19 protein-coding genes are annotated in these 15,989 nt (G+C 56.6%); 12 read left to right on the top strand and 7 right to left on the bottom strand.

Annotated features, from left to right (window positions below):
- Positions 1-65: 65 nt before the first annotated feature.
- Complete coding sequence (locus HIJ39_RS08180) at positions 66-350, bottom strand: MFS transporter (protein WP_169098535.1); 285 nt, start codon at positions 348-350, stop codon at positions 66-68.
- A gap of 171 nt (positions 351-521) precedes the next feature.
- Between HIJ39_RS08180 and HIJ39_RS08175 the strand changes: the two genes are divergently transcribed.
- From HIJ39_RS08175 to HIJ39_RS08145, 7 genes are read left to right on the top strand one after another with little or no spacing between them, the layout of a single operon-like run.
- Positions 522-2,096: a peptide chain release factor 3 gene (locus HIJ39_RS08175; RefSeq protein ID WP_169098533.1), complete on the top strand. Its 1,575-nt coding sequence runs from the start codon at positions 522-524 to the stop codon at positions 2,094-2,096.
- Between the two features lie 60 nt (positions 2,097-2,156).
- Positions 2,157-3,110 (top strand): aldo/keto reductase family protein, encoded by a 954-nt coding sequence (locus HIJ39_RS08170; protein ID WP_169098531.1) that lies wholly within the window; start codon positions 2,157-2,159, stop codon positions 3,108-3,110.
- A gap of 40 nt (positions 3,111-3,150) precedes the next feature.
- A complete protein-coding gene (locus HIJ39_RS08165; RefSeq protein ID WP_169098529.1) occupies positions 3,151-3,936 on the top strand; it encodes a CPBP family glutamic-type intramembrane protease in 786 nt (261 codons plus the stop codon).
- A gap of 38 nt (positions 3,937-3,974) precedes the next feature.
- Positions 3,975-4,199, top strand: a complete 225-nt coding sequence (locus HIJ39_RS08160; protein ID WP_243239441.1) for an NUDIX domain-containing protein — start codon at positions 3,975-3,977, stop codon at positions 4,197-4,199.
- Between the two features lie 5 nt (positions 4,200-4,204).
- Positions 4,205-4,462 carry a hypothetical protein gene (locus HIJ39_RS08155; protein ID WP_169098525.1) on the top strand — a complete coding sequence of 86 codons (258 nt, stop codon included), beginning with the start codon at positions 4,205-4,207 and terminating at the stop codon, positions 4,460-4,462.
- On the top strand, positions 4,452-5,807 hold the full coding sequence (locus HIJ39_RS08150; protein WP_169098523.1) for an amidase: 1,356 nt from the start codon (positions 4,452-4,454) through the stop codon (positions 5,805-5,807). Before HIJ39_RS08155 ends, HIJ39_RS08150 begins: the two co-directional genes overlap by 11 nt.
- Positions 5,808-5,836: 29 nt before the next feature.
- The gene (locus HIJ39_RS08145) at positions 5,837-6,967 is read left to right on the top strand and encodes an FUSC family protein (protein WP_169098521.1); all 1,131 of its coding nucleotides are present in this window, start codon (positions 5,837-5,839) and stop codon (positions 6,965-6,967) included.
- Here HIJ39_RS08145 and HIJ39_RS08140 read toward each other — a convergent pair.
- Entirely contained in the window at positions 6,964-7,446 is a 483-nt protein-coding gene (locus tag HIJ39_RS08140) for an inorganic diphosphatase (RefSeq protein ID WP_169098519.1), read from the bottom strand. The two genes, HIJ39_RS08145 and HIJ39_RS08140, sit on opposite strands and share 4 nt — an antisense overlap.
- Positions 7,447-7,614: 168 nt before the next feature.
- Between HIJ39_RS08140 and HIJ39_RS08135 the strand changes: the two genes are divergently transcribed.
- Positions 7,615-8,832 carry an MFS transporter gene (locus HIJ39_RS08135; RefSeq protein WP_169098517.1) on the top strand — a complete coding sequence of 406 codons (1,218 nt, stop codon included), beginning with the start codon at positions 7,615-7,617 and terminating at the stop codon, positions 8,830-8,832.
- A gap of 90 nt (positions 8,833-8,922) precedes the next feature.
- Positions 8,923-10,134, top strand: coding sequence for a DUF445 domain-containing protein (locus HIJ39_RS08130; protein WP_169098515.1), 1,212 nt, complete (start codon positions 8,923-8,925; stop codon positions 10,132-10,134).
- Here HIJ39_RS08130 and HIJ39_RS08125 read toward each other — a convergent pair.
- Complete coding sequence (locus tag HIJ39_RS08125; protein WP_169098513.1) at positions 10,112-10,945, bottom strand: YhjD/YihY/BrkB family envelope integrity protein; 834 nt, start codon at positions 10,943-10,945, stop codon at positions 10,112-10,114. The genes HIJ39_RS08130 and HIJ39_RS08125 overlap by 23 nt on opposite strands.
- Before the next feature lie 102 nt (positions 10,946-11,047).
- On the opposite strand from HIJ39_RS08125, the gene HIJ39_RS08120 reads away from it, so the two are divergent.
- Together HIJ39_RS08120 and HIJ39_RS08115 are read left to right on the top strand one after the other, a co-directional pair.
- A complete protein-coding gene (locus HIJ39_RS08120) occupies positions 11,048-11,839 on the top strand; it encodes a TSUP family transporter (protein ID WP_169098511.1) in 792 nt (263 codons plus the stop codon).
- Between the two features lie 25 nt (positions 11,840-11,864).
- Positions 11,865-12,182, top strand: a complete 318-nt coding sequence (locus tag HIJ39_RS08115; RefSeq protein ID WP_169098509.1) for a HesB/IscA family protein — start codon at positions 11,865-11,867, stop codon at positions 12,180-12,182.
- Here HIJ39_RS08115 and HIJ39_RS08110 read toward each other — a convergent pair.
- Both HIJ39_RS08110 and HIJ39_RS08105 read right to left on the bottom strand, forming a co-directional pair.
- Complete coding sequence (locus HIJ39_RS08110; RefSeq protein ID WP_169098507.1) at positions 12,179-13,402, bottom strand: mannosyltransferase family protein; 1,224 nt, start codon at positions 13,400-13,402, stop codon at positions 12,179-12,181. The two genes, HIJ39_RS08115 and HIJ39_RS08110, sit on opposite strands and share 4 nt — an antisense overlap.
- Complete coding sequence (locus tag HIJ39_RS08105) at positions 13,395-14,123, bottom strand: hypothetical protein (protein ID WP_169098505.1); 729 nt, start codon at positions 14,121-14,123, stop codon at positions 13,395-13,397. Before HIJ39_RS08105 ends, HIJ39_RS08110 begins: the two co-directional genes overlap by 8 nt.
- Before the next feature lie 163 nt (positions 14,124-14,286).
- Here HIJ39_RS08105 and HIJ39_RS08100 point away from each other — a divergent pair, with 163 nt between their 5' ends.
- Positions 14,287-14,925 (top strand): SOS response-associated peptidase, encoded by a 639-nt coding sequence (locus HIJ39_RS08100; RefSeq protein WP_169098503.1) that lies wholly within the window; start codon positions 14,287-14,289, stop codon positions 14,923-14,925.
- On the opposite strand, the gene HIJ39_RS08095 is transcribed toward HIJ39_RS08100, so the two are convergent.
- Positions 14,897-15,358, bottom strand: a complete 462-nt coding sequence (locus tag HIJ39_RS08095) for an arsenate reductase/protein-tyrosine-phosphatase family protein (protein ID WP_169098501.1) — start codon at positions 15,356-15,358, stop codon at positions 14,897-14,899. The genes HIJ39_RS08100 and HIJ39_RS08095 overlap by 29 nt on opposite strands.
- Complete coding sequence (locus tag HIJ39_RS08090) at positions 15,355-15,891, bottom strand: peptidylprolyl isomerase (RefSeq protein ID WP_243239440.1); 537 nt, start codon at positions 15,889-15,891, stop codon at positions 15,355-15,357. Before HIJ39_RS08090 ends, HIJ39_RS08095 begins: the two co-directional genes overlap by 4 nt.
- Positions 15,892-15,989: the final 98 nt, after the last annotated feature.

Genomic DNA, 15,989 nt, shown 5'->3' with positions numbered 1-15,989 from the left:
AAGGCCCCCCATCCCCATTGCCCAAATGGTGTTCCCGTCTGGGTCATCGACACGGACCGACTTTTTCAGCAGAATCTCACTAGGAACCAGTCATAATTGGATGCCAGGCCACTGGCAAAAGCCGCCAAGCCAAATGCGATGAAGTCGGCCAATAATAGCGTGCGCCGTCCCCACCGATCCGCATAGAGGCCTGCCAATAAACTGCCGGCGATCATTCCTAACAACGGCGCCGATCCCAACGCAGCCACGGCCTCAGAGGAGAGATGCCAGAGGGCGGCAAGGCGCGGAAGAGCGGCCGAGATGGCAGCGGTGTCATAGGTGCCAATGAAGATGCCGGCTCCGCCGCTCACGACGGTCCAACGGGAGCCTTGCCGTGTGTCGATAATCCCACCTCGCCGTTGAAAATGATAATCGGTCTCGATGAAAAATGATACGGAAGCACGGGTGTGCTGTAAACCACAGCTTTTCCTGGCACCGGGAGGCTGGTATAATCCTCCCCGAGAAAACACGAAGGAGACAGCATGCCTACAGCACCTGAGGACGCCATCACCAATGGCCGTACATTTGCGATTATCTCCCATCCCGACGCGGGCAAGACGACACTGACCGAAAAACTTTTGCTTTACGGCGGGGCGATCCGCGAAGCGGGGGCCGTCAAAGCCCGCCGGGCACAACAACATGCCCGTTCCGACTGGATGGAAATTGAACGTCAGCGGGGCATATCCGTGACGTCGACGGTGCTTCAATTTCGCTATCAAGGATATCGGATCAACTTGCTGGATACTCCGGGGCACCAGGATTTCAGCGAGGACACCTACCGGACGCTGTTGGCGGCTGATTCGGTCGTGATGGTGTTGGATGCGGCCAAGGGTGTTGAGGAACAGACAATCAAGTTGTACCAGGTGGCGCGTCGGCGACAGGTTCCCGTTTTTACGTTTGTCAATAAGTTAGATCGAGAATCGCGCGACCCATGGGATATTTTAGAAGAAATTGAACGGATTTTGGGTATTTCTACTTTCGCCATGAATTGGCCGGTGGGCATGGGGATGGGATTTCAAGGACTATTCGATCGCGCATCGCGAGAATTTGAAGCCTTCAACCGGCAAAACCGGACTTTCGACCGGATGTCCTTGAACGACGCTCCATTGGATTCTCATGATCGCATGCAATTGCAAGAGGATTTGGAGCTGTTGGAGGGAGCCGGCGAAGCCTTTTCTCAGGCCGCCGTTACCGAGGGCGTGCTGACCCCGGTCTATTTTGGCAGCGCTATCGCGAACTTTGGTGTGGAAACGTTCTTGAACGGCTTCCTCACCATGGCTCCGCCTCCTAGGCCCCGGGAGAGCAGTGCGGGTTGGGTAGCACCGGAAGCGCCCTATTTTTCGGGATTTGTTTTCAAGATTCAAGCCAATATGAATCCGGCTCACCGGGATCGGGTGGCGTTCGTTCGGGTCTGCTCCGGGAAATTCGAGCGCAATATGCCCGTTGCCCACGTGCAGAGCGGCCGCACTATCCGTCTGGCACAACCACAGCAGTTCATGGCACAGGATCGAGCGATTATTGATGAAGCCTTTCCCGGTGACGTTATTGGGATTCACGATACCGGGCTTTTACACATCGGCGATACGCTGAGCGAAAAGCCCGACCTGCGGTTTGTCGGTTTCCCGCGGTTTTCACCTGAACATTTTGCCGAGGTCGAATTAAAATACACACTCAAGCACAAACAATACCAACGCGGCTTGGATGAATTGGTGCAGGAAGGCTTGGTGCAGCGTTACCGTCCTGAAGATCTCGGTCCTCAAGTCTTTTTGGGCGTGGTGGGCCCGTTGCAGTTTGAGGTGCTGGAATATCGACTCAAGCAAGAATATGGGGTCGAGGTTACCTTGCGCCCGCTTGGCTACCGTATGGCTCGCTGGGTCGTGGAGGGGCCAGCCGAATTTGAACTCGGCCGCTTTGACCGGGTACGGACGGTTATCGACGACGAGGGGCAGCGCGTGTTGCTGTTAGAAGACGAGCGAAGCTTGGAGCGCCTGTTGGAACGCCATCCATCCTTACGGGTGGCGGAAAGCTCACCGCTTCGGGAGCACGAACAATTTTAGGTGTGATAGTCTAGGAGGAGCAGGCCGCTACTGGCCGTGAGGAATAGGAGTTGAGCAAAAATGGAGTACCGTCGCTTAGGTCGCTCGGGTATTCAGGTCTCGGCGATCGCTTTGGGAAGCTGGCTTACATATGGCACCGTAACGGAGCAAGAAACGGCCAAGGCGTGTATCCGGGAGGCCTTTGAACAAGGCATCAATCATTTTGACTGCGCCAACGTGTATGGGAGCGAGCCGCACGCGGCGGAGCAATTTTTATCGGACGCTTTAGCACCGTATAATCGCAGCGAATATGTATTGACCACCAAAGCCTTTTGGCCGGTGGGACCCAAGCCCAATCAAGGCGGGCTTTCCCGTAAACACTTAATGGACCAAGTGGACAAAAGCCTTAAGGCGCTCAAGACCGATTACGTGGATATTTTCTATTGCCATCGGGCCGACCCCAACACCGAGATTGAGGAAACACTGTCCGCCATCGACGATCTGGTGCGGCAGGGCAAGGTGCTTTATGGCGGCATCAGCGAGTGGCAGCCGGCCCAAATCACCGAGGCCCTGCTAGTGCAACAGCGGCTACAGTTGAATCCGCTCAGGGCAAGCCAGCCAGTCTACAATCTCCTTAACCGCTACATTGAGGCAGGCGTACTGCCCATCTGCGAGCAAGCGGGAATTGGCTTGGTCGTGTTCTCACCCTTAGCGCAGGGCCTTCTGACCGGCAAATACAAGAAAGGCCAACCAGCACCGGAGGGCTCGCGGGCTGCCAATGCCAAGGTTAGCGGTTCCATTGCCCGCATGTTGAATGACAGGAACCTGGAGCGGGTCGATAAGTTGGCGGCCGTGGCTGGTGACCTCGGGATTACCTTGAGCCAGTTGGCCTTGGCTTGGGTCCTTCGCCATAAGGCCATCTCCAGTGCCCTGATTGGTGCTTCGCGCCCGGAACAAATTCGGGAGAACGTCAAGGCGGTAGAGGTCAGCCTCTCACAAGAGATTCTCGACCGTATTGAAGCGATTTTGGCATAGTTAGGCCGAGCCCCGCTTATCCATTAAGGGGGGCGAGGGTATGAAATGGAACCGATGGATCCGGTGGCCAGGCATTTCATCGCCGGATCCACTTTTTTTACGCTATATCGGACGGGTGCCTACCTGGCGGATGGTTCTGGCGACAGCAGCGGGCGGACTCATGGTGCTGGTCATGGGTCAGGCGGCGCATTCCAGTGCCGTCGGATACGGCTATGGCGGGATCTTCTTCGTGGCGCTGAGTTGGCCGCTGCTTCGAGCCATTGTGCGCTCGCTGAATTGGACAGACGGAACCATATGGCAAACGGTGCTCCTAGTCATTGCAAGCTTGGCCATGGGCGCGGTAGGGGACAAGATACTGGGCTTTAATCCGCAGGCCGCCAAGATGCACCAGATTAGCTGGCCAGAAGGGCAGCATCTCCTATGGCAATTTCCTTTAGTGCTGCCGGTGGAGAATCTTGTGCTGTTAGGCGGGTTGGTGGCGGTGTGGCAGATTGTTCGGCCGCGCACCGCCTTTGAGCGGATGATGGTGGCGATACTAGCGGCTTTTGTGTTTGGCCTTTGGCATGTGCCAGCTTGGGGCGGTTGGACGATGCTTGTCATCGGGTTGACGGTCTTGCCGTGGACGCTGTATCTTTTGGCCACCGGAGACATGTTGGTGCCCATATTGGCCCATATCGTGATGGATACCTTGGCGGTTACGGGGACGGCCGCGCCGACCCACTCGCTGCTTCGCCACCTGGCCGATCCAGTGCTTTTGCTCGCTCTTCTCGTTTTAGGACTCGCCTGGTCAATTCTTCGGGAGAGGCGCGAACGACGCCACTCCTGACCCCAATCTCGGTTATGATGGGGAAAAGGAGGAAGATCATGGACGGTCGTTGGGCTATTTCGGCTAAGGGAGTTTTGGTGCGGGGAGGCCGTGTCCTGCTGGCCTCCAACGACCGCGGTGAGTGGGAGTTGCCGGGCGGTCATATTGAGCCGGGTGAGTCGCCGGAAACCGCTTTGGTTCGGGAATTTTCCGAGGAGACCGGGCTTGATGTGAAGCCTCGCCGGTTCCCGGTCATTCGGTTTTCCTTCTTTTCTATTCCGTAGAGGATTTGGCCCCAGAGCAGGAACCGAGGCTATCCGAAGAACATGTGACACTGGTTTGGGCTCCGCTCTCAGACCTGCCGCCGGATCTACCCGAGGCTTATCGATCGGTGTTGAACCGGATGGCGTCGACAGTCTCCGCCCAAGTTCTGGACAGTTTAGCGGTCCGCTTGGAACGGGACCAAGGGGACCGTATGCGGCGCCTTCGAGTAGCGGGCGGGATTCCTCCGGCCATTGGTGTGGGAGGTGTTGACCATGACCATTAAGGAGCTCCACCAATTATATCGGTCGGGAGCAAAAAGCCCGGTTGAGACGGTGAACGAAGCATTAGATCATATCGCCGCGTGGCAAGACAAGACCCATCTTTTTATCACGGTGAATCCTGAAGCGGCCCTGGCGGAGGCGCGCGCATCGGAGGCCCGCTACCAGTCCGGGGCTCCTCTGTCGATACTGGACGGAGTTTTGGTTGGACTCAAAGATCTCATCGATCTGAAGGGCGAGATCACCACTGCGGGGTCACAACTGAGACTGGATGTGCGTGCCAGGCAGGATGCGCCGGTCGCCGCCCGGCTCAGGGAAAGCGGTGCCAATTTGGCGCTCGGAAAGCTGAATTTGCACGAATTTGCCTATGGGCCGACCGGGGCCAGCTCCTACTTTGGCCCGGTGGGCAATCCCTATGATGCCTCCCGCATGGCGGGTGGGTCTAGTTCCGGGTCGGCGGTAGCCGTGGCGTCGGGTGTCATGGCGGGGGCTTTGGGGACGGACACCGGCGGATCGGTTCGGATTCCCGCTGCGTTCTCGGGCGTTACGGGACTTAAGCCCACCTATGGCGCCGTGTCCACCGAGGGAGTGGTCCCCTTGTCGTGGTCGTTAGACCACGTCGGACCGTTGGCGCGGACGGCGGCAGATGTGCGCCTCTTGTGGGAGGTCATCCACGATGCCAATGGGTCGGACGACCGGTTGCCGGACCGGCCCTTGAAGCTTTTTGTGGTGGACGATCCAAATCTCGCCTGTTATGACGCTGGGCTGCAACAGCACATCGAGGATGGCATCCGGGCCATCGGCGACGAATTCGGGGCCTCTATCGAACGCGGCGAGTTGATGGAGGTCAACCAATTATGGTTGTCTCAGAGCATCATTTTAGGGTCGGAAGCGCTGGCGTATCATTGGTCAACGCTGGCGACGAACCGGGACGCCTACCAACCTGATGTGGCCGAACGATTGGTCGCCGGAGGCAGTCATCTGGCTGCCGAGTATATCGCCGCCATGCGGTATCGACAAGTAATCCAGCGGCGATACCGCGAATGGCTGCGGGCATATGACGCCTTGATACTGCCAACGGTGCCCATACAAGCACCGGCGTTAGATACAACTCGGGTCCAAAGACCGGACGGCCGTTGGGAAGATGTGCGGGCCACTGTCACCCGATTCACCAATCCATTTAATTTATTAGGGTTTCCGGCCCTGGCCATTCCGTGGGGGCTTTATCGGGACCTGCCCACGTCGCTTCAACTGGTGGCCGGCCCCGGGCGTGAAGCCCTTCTCTTGGGCATAGGGGAGCTCATTCAGACGCATTTTCCGGAGTCGCTGCCGCCAATCCCTTCCGCATAAAGGTTGAGTCCAATTCCGATGCTAAGCCTATGGTGCGATGGTCTAAATTACCATGGGATAAGCTGGAGAATTGGGGGGTTAGTCTACAAGCCGCGAAAACAGCTCTGGCAGCTGGGCTGGCGTGGGGCTTGTCGGTGTGGATCTTTCATGCGCCACGGCCGTACTTTGCACCCTTGGCTGCCATCTTGTGTGTGCAAGCGACCGTGGCTGAGTCGGTCTCCCGTGGAGTGCAGCGCATCCTCGGGGTGATCGGCGGTATTTTTCTCGCCCTCTTTTTTACCCATTTGGTGGGATTGCATGCCTGGTCCATCGCCGTACTGGTGTTTGTCGCCATGGCAGCCGCACGTCGTCTTCGGCTGGGCTCTCTGGCGAGCTCGCAAGTCGCCATCAGCGCTCTTATGGTGTTGGCGATTGGGTCTCAGGTTAAAGGGTACGCCTGGAGCCGGGCATTAGACACGGCATTGGGAGCGGCCGTTGCTATTTTAGTTTCGGCATTGGTCTGGCCCCCCGATTTTACCCCTGATGCCACCGAAGCGCTTCGTATTTTAGCGATGGGCCTCAGCGGAGTGATGGAAGGGATCCAAAACGATTTGGTAAGGGGACTTGAACCCGAAGAAGCCAACCGGCGACTCAAAGAGGCCCGCGCCATCGAATCCGGACTTCATCAGGCGCGACAGGCCATTCATCGAGCGGAGACCAGTCTCCGGTGGAATCCCTGGCACCGCGGCGACCGGGGAAAGCTGAAGGAGTTGCGTCATGCTTTGACGGTGTTGGATCATACCATGGTCCAAGTGCGGGGCATTGCCCGGACCTTGTTTGTCACCCTGGATCGTGATGTGAGCAAACCGGCGGCCGCCTTGCCGACAGGTTTGGCGGAGCGCCTCGGCTCGGTACTCGCGCTGATGGGGGAAGCTTTAAAGAGTTACGCGTACTTAATCCGCCGGCAAGACCAGTCGGCGGCGCTAAGGCTCGAAGCGATGGTGGAGGCTGCTAAACGCGAGCGAGAGGTCCTTCTTCAAGAAGCGGGCACGCTCCCCGGAGGAGGAGACGGTGCCCGCTTTTTAGATATTGCCGCCGTGTTGGTGGATTTGGACAAAATGAGCCAGGATTTGATGGTCTCAGCCCGTCTTATAGTCCCTATCGTGCATGTCCAGCCCTAATGGCCGTTCTGAAATCGCTGGCGTGCTTCTTCGAGCACCCGCAAGGCATCGTCGAGGCCTTTCCACCCGCCAATGTGGGTTTCCTTGTTCTCGAGTTGCTTATATGTTGCGAAGAAGTGGGGGATCTCCTTCAGCACGTGCGGATTCACGTCGTCCAGGCTTTGAACGTGGTTAAAGCGCGGATCGTCGGCCAACACGCCCAACAACTTGGTGTCGATCCCTTTTTCGTCCGACATTTCCAGCATGCCGAGAATGCGGGCGCTTACCGTGCAACCGGGAAAGGTGGGATATGTGGCTAATACCAAGACGTCCAAGGGATCATCGTCTTCGCCCAAGGTGTCGGCAATAAAGCCATATTCGGCCGGATAGTGCATAGGCGAATAAAGAACCCGGTCGAGCCGTACTCGACCCGTCTCGTGGTCCACCTCATATTTGTTTTGGCTTCCTTGGGGAATCTCGATTACCACATCAACCTTCACAAAGAGGCCTCCTTGTCGTTAACTCAGGAACCCAGATGGTTCGAGTTCTCACGGCTATTCTGGATGATTGGACGAGGAAAATCAACGCAGAGTCTGGGCGAATAGTGCGTCAACAAAAGCTTCGGTAACAAGATTTGATATCATCGTCGGTATGAAGGGAAGAGATAGATGCAGCAAAGACGGATCCCCCTGAGCCCCGCGACCCGTTGGTTGGTGTTAACCTTTGCGGGTTCAACGACCGCCGGGGCCATTGCGTCGACCTTTGTAAACTTATTCGTGTTTGTGGTCTCAGGGCGTCTGGCCGATTTGGCTTTGTTCAACGGCGCGTATTTCTTCTCGCTTTCCTTTGTCTTTTATCTCACCGGGTATCTGTTTCGCCGCTCATCGCCGCTCGTTCCCTATCGCTGGGGACTGGTCATGACGGCCGCCTTTTATGGGGTGCTGCTGCTTTTATTACACCACGCATCGCATTACATCTTGTGGCTGGGCCTGTTGGAAGGCGTCTCGCAGGGCTTCTTCTGGTTTGGAGCCAATCTCATGACTTTTGATACCGTGGCACCGGAGCAGCGTATTCGATTCTATGGAATTAATTCAGCCGTCGGCAGTGTGGCGGGGATTGCCGGACCCTTGGCAGGGGGCGCGGTAGTCGGGTTGATGCACGGGCTAACTGGATATCTTTTGGTTTTTGCGTTGGCCTTGGCGGTCTATGCGATGACCTTCGCCATCTCCTTTTCCGTTCCCGCGGGTCCTCCCTTGGGCCGAGAGCCGCTGACCTTGAGCTTTTCGTTGCACCGAATCATGCCGCTATGGAAAGAGGCCATGGAAACCTTGGCTGTGCGGGGAACCCGCGAGGCCATGTCCGGGTTGGCTGGGGTGTTTCTGGTTTATATCGCGACCAAGAGTGCCTGGGTGGTAGGCGTGTACAGCAGTGTCAGTGCTGTCATGCGCATGTTGGGAGCCTTATCGGTGAGTCATGTGGTGACGCCCGAGCGGCGCCCCTGGTCGATGTGGTGGGGGGTTATCGGGATGACGGCCGGCGCTCTGTTCCTGTTTTTGATGCACGTGAGTTGGATTTTTGTGTTTGTCTATGCGGTGATTGCTTCGTTTAGCATGCCGTGGTTTACGGTACCCAACGAAGCCATCCCGTTGGATGTTATGGACCGCGACCCGGAGGTGAAGAACCGCCGGGTGGCCTTTATGCTGTCGCGCGAAATGAGTCTCAATGCCGGCCGGCTCTTTAGCATGGCGGTGTTGATGTTGCTATATGCCTTCGACAACTCGCCCACCATGCTGATTGTGATGGTGGCAGCCTCCTCGTTGGCGCAGGGGTTTGTAGCACGGATGGGGTCGCACATTTGGCGTAGGCTCCGAGAGGCCAGGGTGTGAGAAGCCCGAACAGTCGGGTATGCTGTGGATGAGTCTTAATCGGCCCAATGTTGGGGTAAGTTGCGGTATGATCGGACGAGGAGGCGTCGAATGCAACGTCGATGGGCCAATCTGTCATTGGTGGCGTTGGTAGCGCTGATGGTGGTGGCGTTGCTATTTCGCCAGACCGTATGGGGCCCCTACCTATTAGGGCTTTCTCTAGCGGGCTTGGCAGGCGGAATTGCGGACTGGTATGCCGTGACCGCCTTGTTTCGCCATCCTCTGGGCATCAAGTGGCTTCCTCATACCTCGATTATTGCCGCCAACCGGGATCGGATTATTAATGCCATCGCCCAACTGGTGGAAACCGAACTATTGTCCCAGGAATTTCTGAATCGCCACATTCAAAAGATTGAAGTCAGCCAGGCGCTGATGCGCTGGATGGAAAAGCCGCTTTCCAGCGACGTGAGCGTCTTTCTCTCTCATACCCTGCGCGACTGGGCAAGCCAGCTGCCGGAGGAGAAGTTGGCCGGGTACCTGAAACGCTTTGCCGAGGAAAAGGCGGAAGATATTGTGCTGGCCGATTGGCTTGAGCGCCTAGTGGAATGGCTCATCCGATCCGGAAACGACCGCCAGGTGTTTGATTTTCTCAGGCGGCAGGTCGAAACGGGTTTGGACCAGGTGGAGTTCACCGAGGACATGGAGCGTCGGCTCAAGGAAATGATTGAGCATTACACCAAGACAGGCACCCAGAAATTCTTCTTGGGGCTGCTTGAGTCCTTCGGAACCGTGGACTATCACGAACTCAGCGTCTCGGTGAAGGAGGCGCTGACGCGTTGGCTCAATTCCGACAAGGCGTTCGAACAATTTGAAATGATTTTGGTGCGGATTATGCGGGCGCTGCGAGACGATGCCGTGGTCCGTAGCCGGGTCGAAGAGGCCAAGCGCAGTCTCTTGGGACAAGTCCCGTGGGAACGGTTGGTGCGTTATGGCAAAGACAAGATTAGCGAAATCTTAGAGAGCGGTCAGGGAAGCCGGGCCCTCGAACAGGCGAAGCAATCAGTCCATGATTGGCTGGAGCGTGAGCCCGGTAATCAAGCTCAAATTGATGCGCTGGTTAAGGGGCTTCTTATGTCCACCGTCACACGGTATCATTCCATGATTGGCAAGTTGGTCAAGGATAATTTGGAGGCCATGGATGAGCGGGAATGGATTGACAAATTGGAGTTCTACGTTGGCCGGGATTTGCAGTGGATTCGGGTCAATGGTGCCATTGTGGGAGCTTTGGTCGGCCTCTTGATTACGGTTCTGACCCATCTTTAATGGGCCAAGTGGCATCCAGATCAATGGCGAGAAGAAGAATGAAGGCGAGAATGTAGAGGTACAACATCAGCAGAATCACGCCGCCAAGCGTCCCATAGGTGAGATTGTAGCGGTTGAAATGGGCGGCATAATACGAAAAACCCAATGAGATTAATACCCATCCTGTCATAGCCAGCCCCATTCCCGGCGTAAACCAGCGAAAATGGGCTCGGTGGTCGGGAAGCCAATTATAGATGATGATCAGGAGAATCCACATAGTGGCCAACAAGACGCCCCATCGTATGATGAGGACAAGCAGGGGATCCGGTAACTGCCGGAGCCAATGAGCCGAGACCAGGCGCACCAAATCCCCCCCGAAGGTGACTACGGCTTCCGAGAGTGTTAGCAATATCCCCACCAAAATTCCCAGCCCCAAGCTTAACAGCACCGTTTTCCATATCGGACGTTGCAGCTTTTTATAGCCCCAGGCATGGTTGAGAGCATCGATGAGTTGGCGGAGAGCGCCTGACATGACCCAAATGAATCCGACCGCTCCGATGGACAGCAGGGCGGGACTCCGGCGCCGGTGGGCTGCGGCAAGCGCGGCTAAAATGAGATGGCGGACATTGGGGGCGACTAGCACGTTGGCTGGCCCGGCGAAAAAGTTGTTCACGCTGGGTAGGTGTAGCCAGCCCAAGAGGGCCGTGAGAAACAGCAAGAGGGGGAAGAGAGCAAAAAGAAAGTTATACGCTAAGGCCGCTGCATAGGACGCGGTATCGGCACGAGTGACGCGAAAGACCAATCGCTTAATCGGCCGAAATTTCTCCAACACGTTCCTCACCTCCGGATTCAGGATGCCCCAAGGAGAAGGCTCCCTAGTGCACGGTGCATTTTTTGCGCATGGGGTGGCAGTCTAGCAGAGGAGGGAGGACACGTGCCGCATTTAACCCTTGCTCAAAATCTTTGGGCCATGCTGGCGGGATTTGTCAGCGGCGCCCTATTTACGGTCGTGGGAGGCGGTGGATCGGCGCTGGCTGTGCCGGTTTTGACCACCTTGGTGGGAATAACGCGGGTGCGATTGGCGATGGGGACTACGGCAGTAGCGGTGGCCCTGACGGCTCTTCAAAGCGCTGTCGTCCATGCTCGCCGCGGGAATGTTTCCTGGTCGGCGGCGAGCTGGTTTGTGGGCCCCGGATTCTTGGGCATTGGGCTCGGAACCTGGTTGCAGCACGACTTTTCGGCACCCTTTTTGATGACGGCGCTGGCCGTTGTGCTCCTCTTCAATGCGGCCATGATGGTGCAGGCTCCGGTGGGACCCCGCAGTCCCGTCCCTCGCCCGTGGAGGCGCTTGGCACCCGCTGGCATGCTGGTGGGACTCTTAGCCGGGATGCTCGGGGTGGGGGGTGGGTTTTTGGCATTGCCCAGCATGATGTTGGGCAGCATGTCACTCATGACCGCGATTGGCTCCTCGGTGGTCTCGGTCGGCACATTGGGAGCCGCGTCTGCGCTCAGTTACTCGTTTCGCGGATTGGTGGACTGGCGGGTGGTGGTGGAATATGCCGCGGGCGGCCTTTTTGGGTCCGTGCTGGTATCGCCTTTGGCTCACCGCCTGCGCGATCGTCAGCGAGGATTGGCGTTTTTCGTGACCGTGATGTTGATGGCTGCCGCACTCTACCTGATGGCCAGCAACCTACCCCTGCTTTACAGGTCCGGGCGGGTGCTCTAGCATATAAGCGTGAGGGGGGATATGGATGGTGAACCTGACAATTACGCCCGAAGCGGAAAAGGCGTTTTCTCAGTTGTCGGAAGACAAGCGGGCTGATTTTGTGCGCATCAGCGCCGGGCAAGCCTGCGGTTGCGGCCGCATCGGGTATCAGATGCATTGGGAAACAGAACGCTCCCCGGAGGACGAAGAGTTGAACGCCCAGGGATTGGTTCTTTTAGTGGACAACGAGAGCAAACCCTTGCTGGAAGGCAGTGTGATCGACTACAAGAAGGAAGCCTTGTCAGAAGGCTTCTACATTTCGAATCCCAATGCGCCGCAGGGATGTGGCTGTGGCGGCCATTAAGCGACCCAATGGGCGGTCGCGAAGAGGGCTGTCAACAACATGCCTGAGGGAATCGCAACGATGAAGTACAGGGCTCGGGTCCAATGGATCCGGGCCATTATGCTGCCAATGCCAATGAAAATGGGGAACGCCTCTAGAGTGAGACGGGGGATGGACATCAGCGGATCGCCGGCCGGATATGTAAAGGGAAGCAATAAGGCACCCAACATATAGAGCCAGAGATAGAAAGGGATCCGTTTGGCGCTGACAATGGCGATGACAATGGCGAAGATACCAAACAGCAAGTTGAAAAAGTTGCTGGCCGTGGTTGTGGGGACACCGGTGGCAAATAGCTGATGAGGGTTGAAGAATATCGGCAGTGCATGATACGCACTCTTGAAGGCATCAAAAATGGTCACCGGAAACAATTCAAAGTGCCGGCCCCAAAATTTCTGCACTTTCTCAAACACCAGCGGGTCGCCAAAACGAGGAATGAGAAAAATCATATAGCTGACCAAACCGGCCGGCATCCACAAGATGTGCACGAGACGCTTGATGCGAAAGCCGTGGCTGCGCCAGATGACCCACAAAAACGGCAGGCAGAGAACCATCCCATAGGTGCTGGTGAGTGTGGCCAGTGCGCCTAAAATCCCGGCAATCCAATAGCGTCCGGTGCGAAGACTGTAGAGGGACGAGACGGCCAAGAGCAAAAAGAGCGATTCGGAATAGACGGCATTAAAATAAAACGAGGTTGGGAAAACTGCCAGCGCCAAAATGCTGAACCAGGCCACTCGCGGCCCCATGTCTAGGGTTACCAAGCGCGCGAAGACATAGAGGGCGACCAAAAAGCAGGCCATGGACACCAGCATGCCCGACACAACCCCGCCGCCAAAAAGCTTCATGACCAAGGGGTACAAGGGGAAGAAGGCCGTAGCCTGGGGACGATTGGCATAGCCTACGTTGGCTATGGAGAGATACCAGAGACCGTCCCAATGGACCCACAAACCGGCTAAGATGTGGTAAAAGAAGTTGCCCGACGGGGGTAGGCGGCCCGGCGGCGTCTCCACCCAAGCATGCGGAAGATAGATATACGCCAATCCTGCCGTTTCAAAGAAAAAGAGCCGCGACAACAAAAACAGCCACACCACATTTTTAAGCCATGGCCAGGTGGCTGGGCTCGGTTTGCCCGGTTCCAGGACCGGTGTTTCGTACCTCTCGCTAATAATCCAATCTTTAGCCATGCGCCCTCCGCGTATGGTGCGTGTAGTGCGTAATCGGAACCTCTTTCAGGGTGTCGCCCCGGATATAATCGGCTAACAAGTACAGCTCATAGAAAGAAAAGTCGGTGTGGGACGTGCGCGTCAATCCCAATAGCGAGCTTGCCGCAATTGGATTCAATGAGGGCAAGCGATTGACCATCAGCCCCACCAACTTCATTTCTTGTCGGGGTTCAAGCTGACCACTAGGATATCCCAATGTTTGAAGCATGGTCAAAGGCGGCAAGGTTTTCGGCCAGTTCGGCGAACGATAGTATAGCGTGTCCAAGACCAGCTGCAGATCCGAGCCATTAATGAAGAAATAGTGATCGATGGGGACACCGTCCGCTCGGGATACCAGCTTGATGGCTTTCTTGGCGGATGTATCTGAAACGGCTTGATAGAGTGGCTCGCGTCGGTTATTGACCGTGACCTCAGTCAAAGACGCCAAGGGGGTCACGCCGAGCACACGCGAATTAGGCGAGACGTGAGCCACAAAGCCTAAAAATCCGGGATCCAAAGCCGTTCCCTTAACCCCGACCAAGACGTTCATGGGTTTTTGGGTATCCAAAACCTGGACCCGCGATCGAATTTTGGGGTGGGTGACAAGCGAATACCACATGAGACCCGCACCCAGCAAAAAGATGATAAGGAGCGCGAGAATATGCGATCGGCGAAAACCGATGCGGATTGCTTGTGCCGCCATGTCGCGCCCCCTTTCCAAAATGAGACAACCCCATTGATGTTAGGCGATGCGTGGCCTGATGACAATGGCAAAACATACCGTTAGTATGCCCTCTCAAGCGCTCTATTTTAACGAACGCCTACCCTCAATAATAACAGTGTATCATGGACGTGGAGGGATACTTATGTGTGGACGCCTAACCCAACATTGGACCATCAAGGACTGGAACCAGGTGTGGGCGGCAGAATGGCGGGCAGACCGCTATAGGCCCCGCTATAATGTTGCCCCCGGCACAGAGGTTTTAGCCTTGGTCAAAAGCCGCCAAGGACCGGTGGTGGGGGGGCTCCTTTACTGGGGATTGCCTAATCCCCGCGGGGGGCTCGTCATTAATGCCCGGGCGGAGACCTTGTTCAGCCGCCCCATGTTCCGGCCGCTGCTGTCCAATGGGCGGGCCGTGGTGCCGATGAACGGATACTATGAATGGCACCATGAGACCCATCAGCCCTATTACCTTACCGATAAGCATTCGCCGCTCTGGGCGTTGGCGTTGTATCGGCGTGACACGGACCGAGCTAGATTGGTGATTATTACCCGGCCGGCGTCGCGTATGCTGGAATCCCTGCACCCTCGAATGCCGCTTTTGGCCGACCGTGAGCTTGCGGAAGGGTGGCTCTCGGACCAGGGAGACATCCCCCGGGGGGTGCTGGACCACCTCATGGCCTTCGACACGCCTGGGATCGAGGTCGTGCCGGTCTCACGGACGGTTAATTCGTCGCGCAACGAGGGTCCCGAGCTCATTCGGCCGCTGACTGAAGATGCTTGAGTAGCCCCTTTAACGCGGGTTCGAGAAGCTCATACACCTCGTCAAAACGGCCGTTGTAATAGGGGTCTGGCACATCTTGGACCGGTGCCTCGGGGTGGAAGTCAAGGATCCGGCTCACGTGCGCGCGGGTAGGACCCAGTGCTTCGACCGCTGTCAGATTGTCCTGATCCATGACCAAAATATAATCCCACTGGTCCAATTCGTCCCCGTGTAATTGCCGGGCTTTGAGTCCCTCTCGGGGAATTCCACGCCGATCTAATGCGTCCCGGGTTCCCAGGTGGGGCGATTCACCCACATGCCACCCGCCGGTTCCCGCCGAATCCACCTGGATATGGTTTTGGAGCCCTTGCTTTTCAATCATATGCCGGAACATGGCCTCGGCCATTGGCGATCGGCAGATATTGCCGGTGCACACGAATAAGACTCGGATCACGACGTACTCCCTGTGCTGGGGGTGCTCTGAATCGTGACCGAGGTGATGGTGTAGGGGTGCACCGGATAGCTGTCTTCATTGGTGACGGGGTTGGTGGTCACCGCCCCCGAAGCAATTTTCAGGACGGTCGACCAGCCCTTCACGACCCGGCCGAGTTCTGTGTATTCGGGGTTGCTATTTAACTCTTCGCTTTGCGACCCCGTACAGATAAAGAACTGGCTGCCATTGGTGTTGGGGCCACTTTCACTGACAGCCATGGCCACAATTCCCGGTTGGTAGGGAAAAGGCGGCGGCAGTTCCGCGTTCCAGGTGTAGCCTGGGCCGCCGGTGCCGTTGTTGAGCGGATCCCCGGTTTGAATCACGAAGGACTTGATGACGCGGAAGAATTGGTTGCCGTTAAAGAAGCCATGATTGGCGAGAAATACGAAATTGTTGACGGCCACCGGATCCTTCTGGCTAAACAATTGAATGACAATAGTGCCTGCCGTGGTGTGCAGTGTGGCTTGATAACTGTCATGAGGATTGAGCGCCATCGCTGGAGCGGAATTCCAGCGCAACTGTTGTGTGGTAGCGGTCTCTTTGTGGCTTTTATTGGCCTTTGTAGGCGCATGGGCGGATTGGACGCTGGTAA

Origin of the sequence: Sulfobacillus harzensis, assembly GCF_012933365.1 — a bacterium.
In the GTDB taxonomy this organism is placed as follows: Bacteria; Bacillota; Sulfobacillia; order Sulfobacillales; family Sulfobacillaceae; genus Sulfobacillus_B; species Sulfobacillus_B harzensis.
The sequence above is the reverse complement of the archived record's forward strand: the minus strand, read 5'-3'. Positions and strand labels throughout refer to the sequence as shown.

Coding starts and splice junctions, on each gene's coding strand:
- HIJ39_RS08100 (WP_169098503.1), top strand. CDS start 14,287: ATGTGTGGACGCCTAACCCAACATTGGACCATCAAGGACTGGAACCAG.
- HIJ39_RS08175 (WP_169098533.1), top strand. CDS start 522: ATGCCTACAGCACCTGAGGACGCCATCACCAATGGCCGTACATTTGCG.
- HIJ39_RS08145 (WP_169098521.1), top strand. CDS start 5,837: ATGGTGCGATGGTCTAAATTACCATGGGATAAGCTGGAGAATTGGGGG.
- HIJ39_RS08130 (WP_169098515.1), top strand. CDS start 8,923: ATGCAACGTCGATGGGCCAATCTGTCATTGGTGGCGTTGGTAGCGCTG.
- HIJ39_RS08170 (WP_169098531.1), top strand. CDS start 2,157: ATGGAGTACCGTCGCTTAGGTCGCTCGGGTATTCAGGTCTCGGCGATC.
- HIJ39_RS08105 (WP_169098505.1), bottom strand. CDS start 14,123: ATGGCGGCACAAGCAATCCGCATCGGTTTTCGCCGATCGCATATTCTC.
- HIJ39_RS08160 (WP_243239441.1), top strand. CDS start 3,975: ATGGACGGTCGTTGGGCTATTTCGGCTAAGGGAGTTTTGGTGCGGGGA.
- HIJ39_RS08150 (WP_169098523.1), top strand. CDS start 4,452: ATGACCATTAAGGAGCTCCACCAATTATATCGGTCGGGAGCAAAAAGC.
- HIJ39_RS08090 (WP_243239440.1), bottom strand. CDS start 15,891: ATGGCGCTCAATCCTCATGACAGTTATCAAGCCACACTGCACACCACG.
- HIJ39_RS08165 (WP_169098529.1), top strand. CDS start 3,151: ATGAAATGGAACCGATGGATCCGGTGGCCAGGCATTTCATCGCCGGAT.
- HIJ39_RS08135 (WP_169098517.1), top strand. CDS start 7,615: ATGCAGCAAAGACGGATCCCCCTGAGCCCCGCGACCCGTTGGTTGGTG.
- HIJ39_RS08115 (WP_169098509.1), top strand. CDS start 11,865: ATGGTGAACCTGACAATTACGCCCGAAGCGGAAAAGGCGTTTTCTCAG.
- HIJ39_RS08110 (WP_169098507.1), bottom strand. CDS start 13,402: ATGGCTAAAGATTGGATTATTAGCGAGAGGTACGAAACACCGGTCCTG.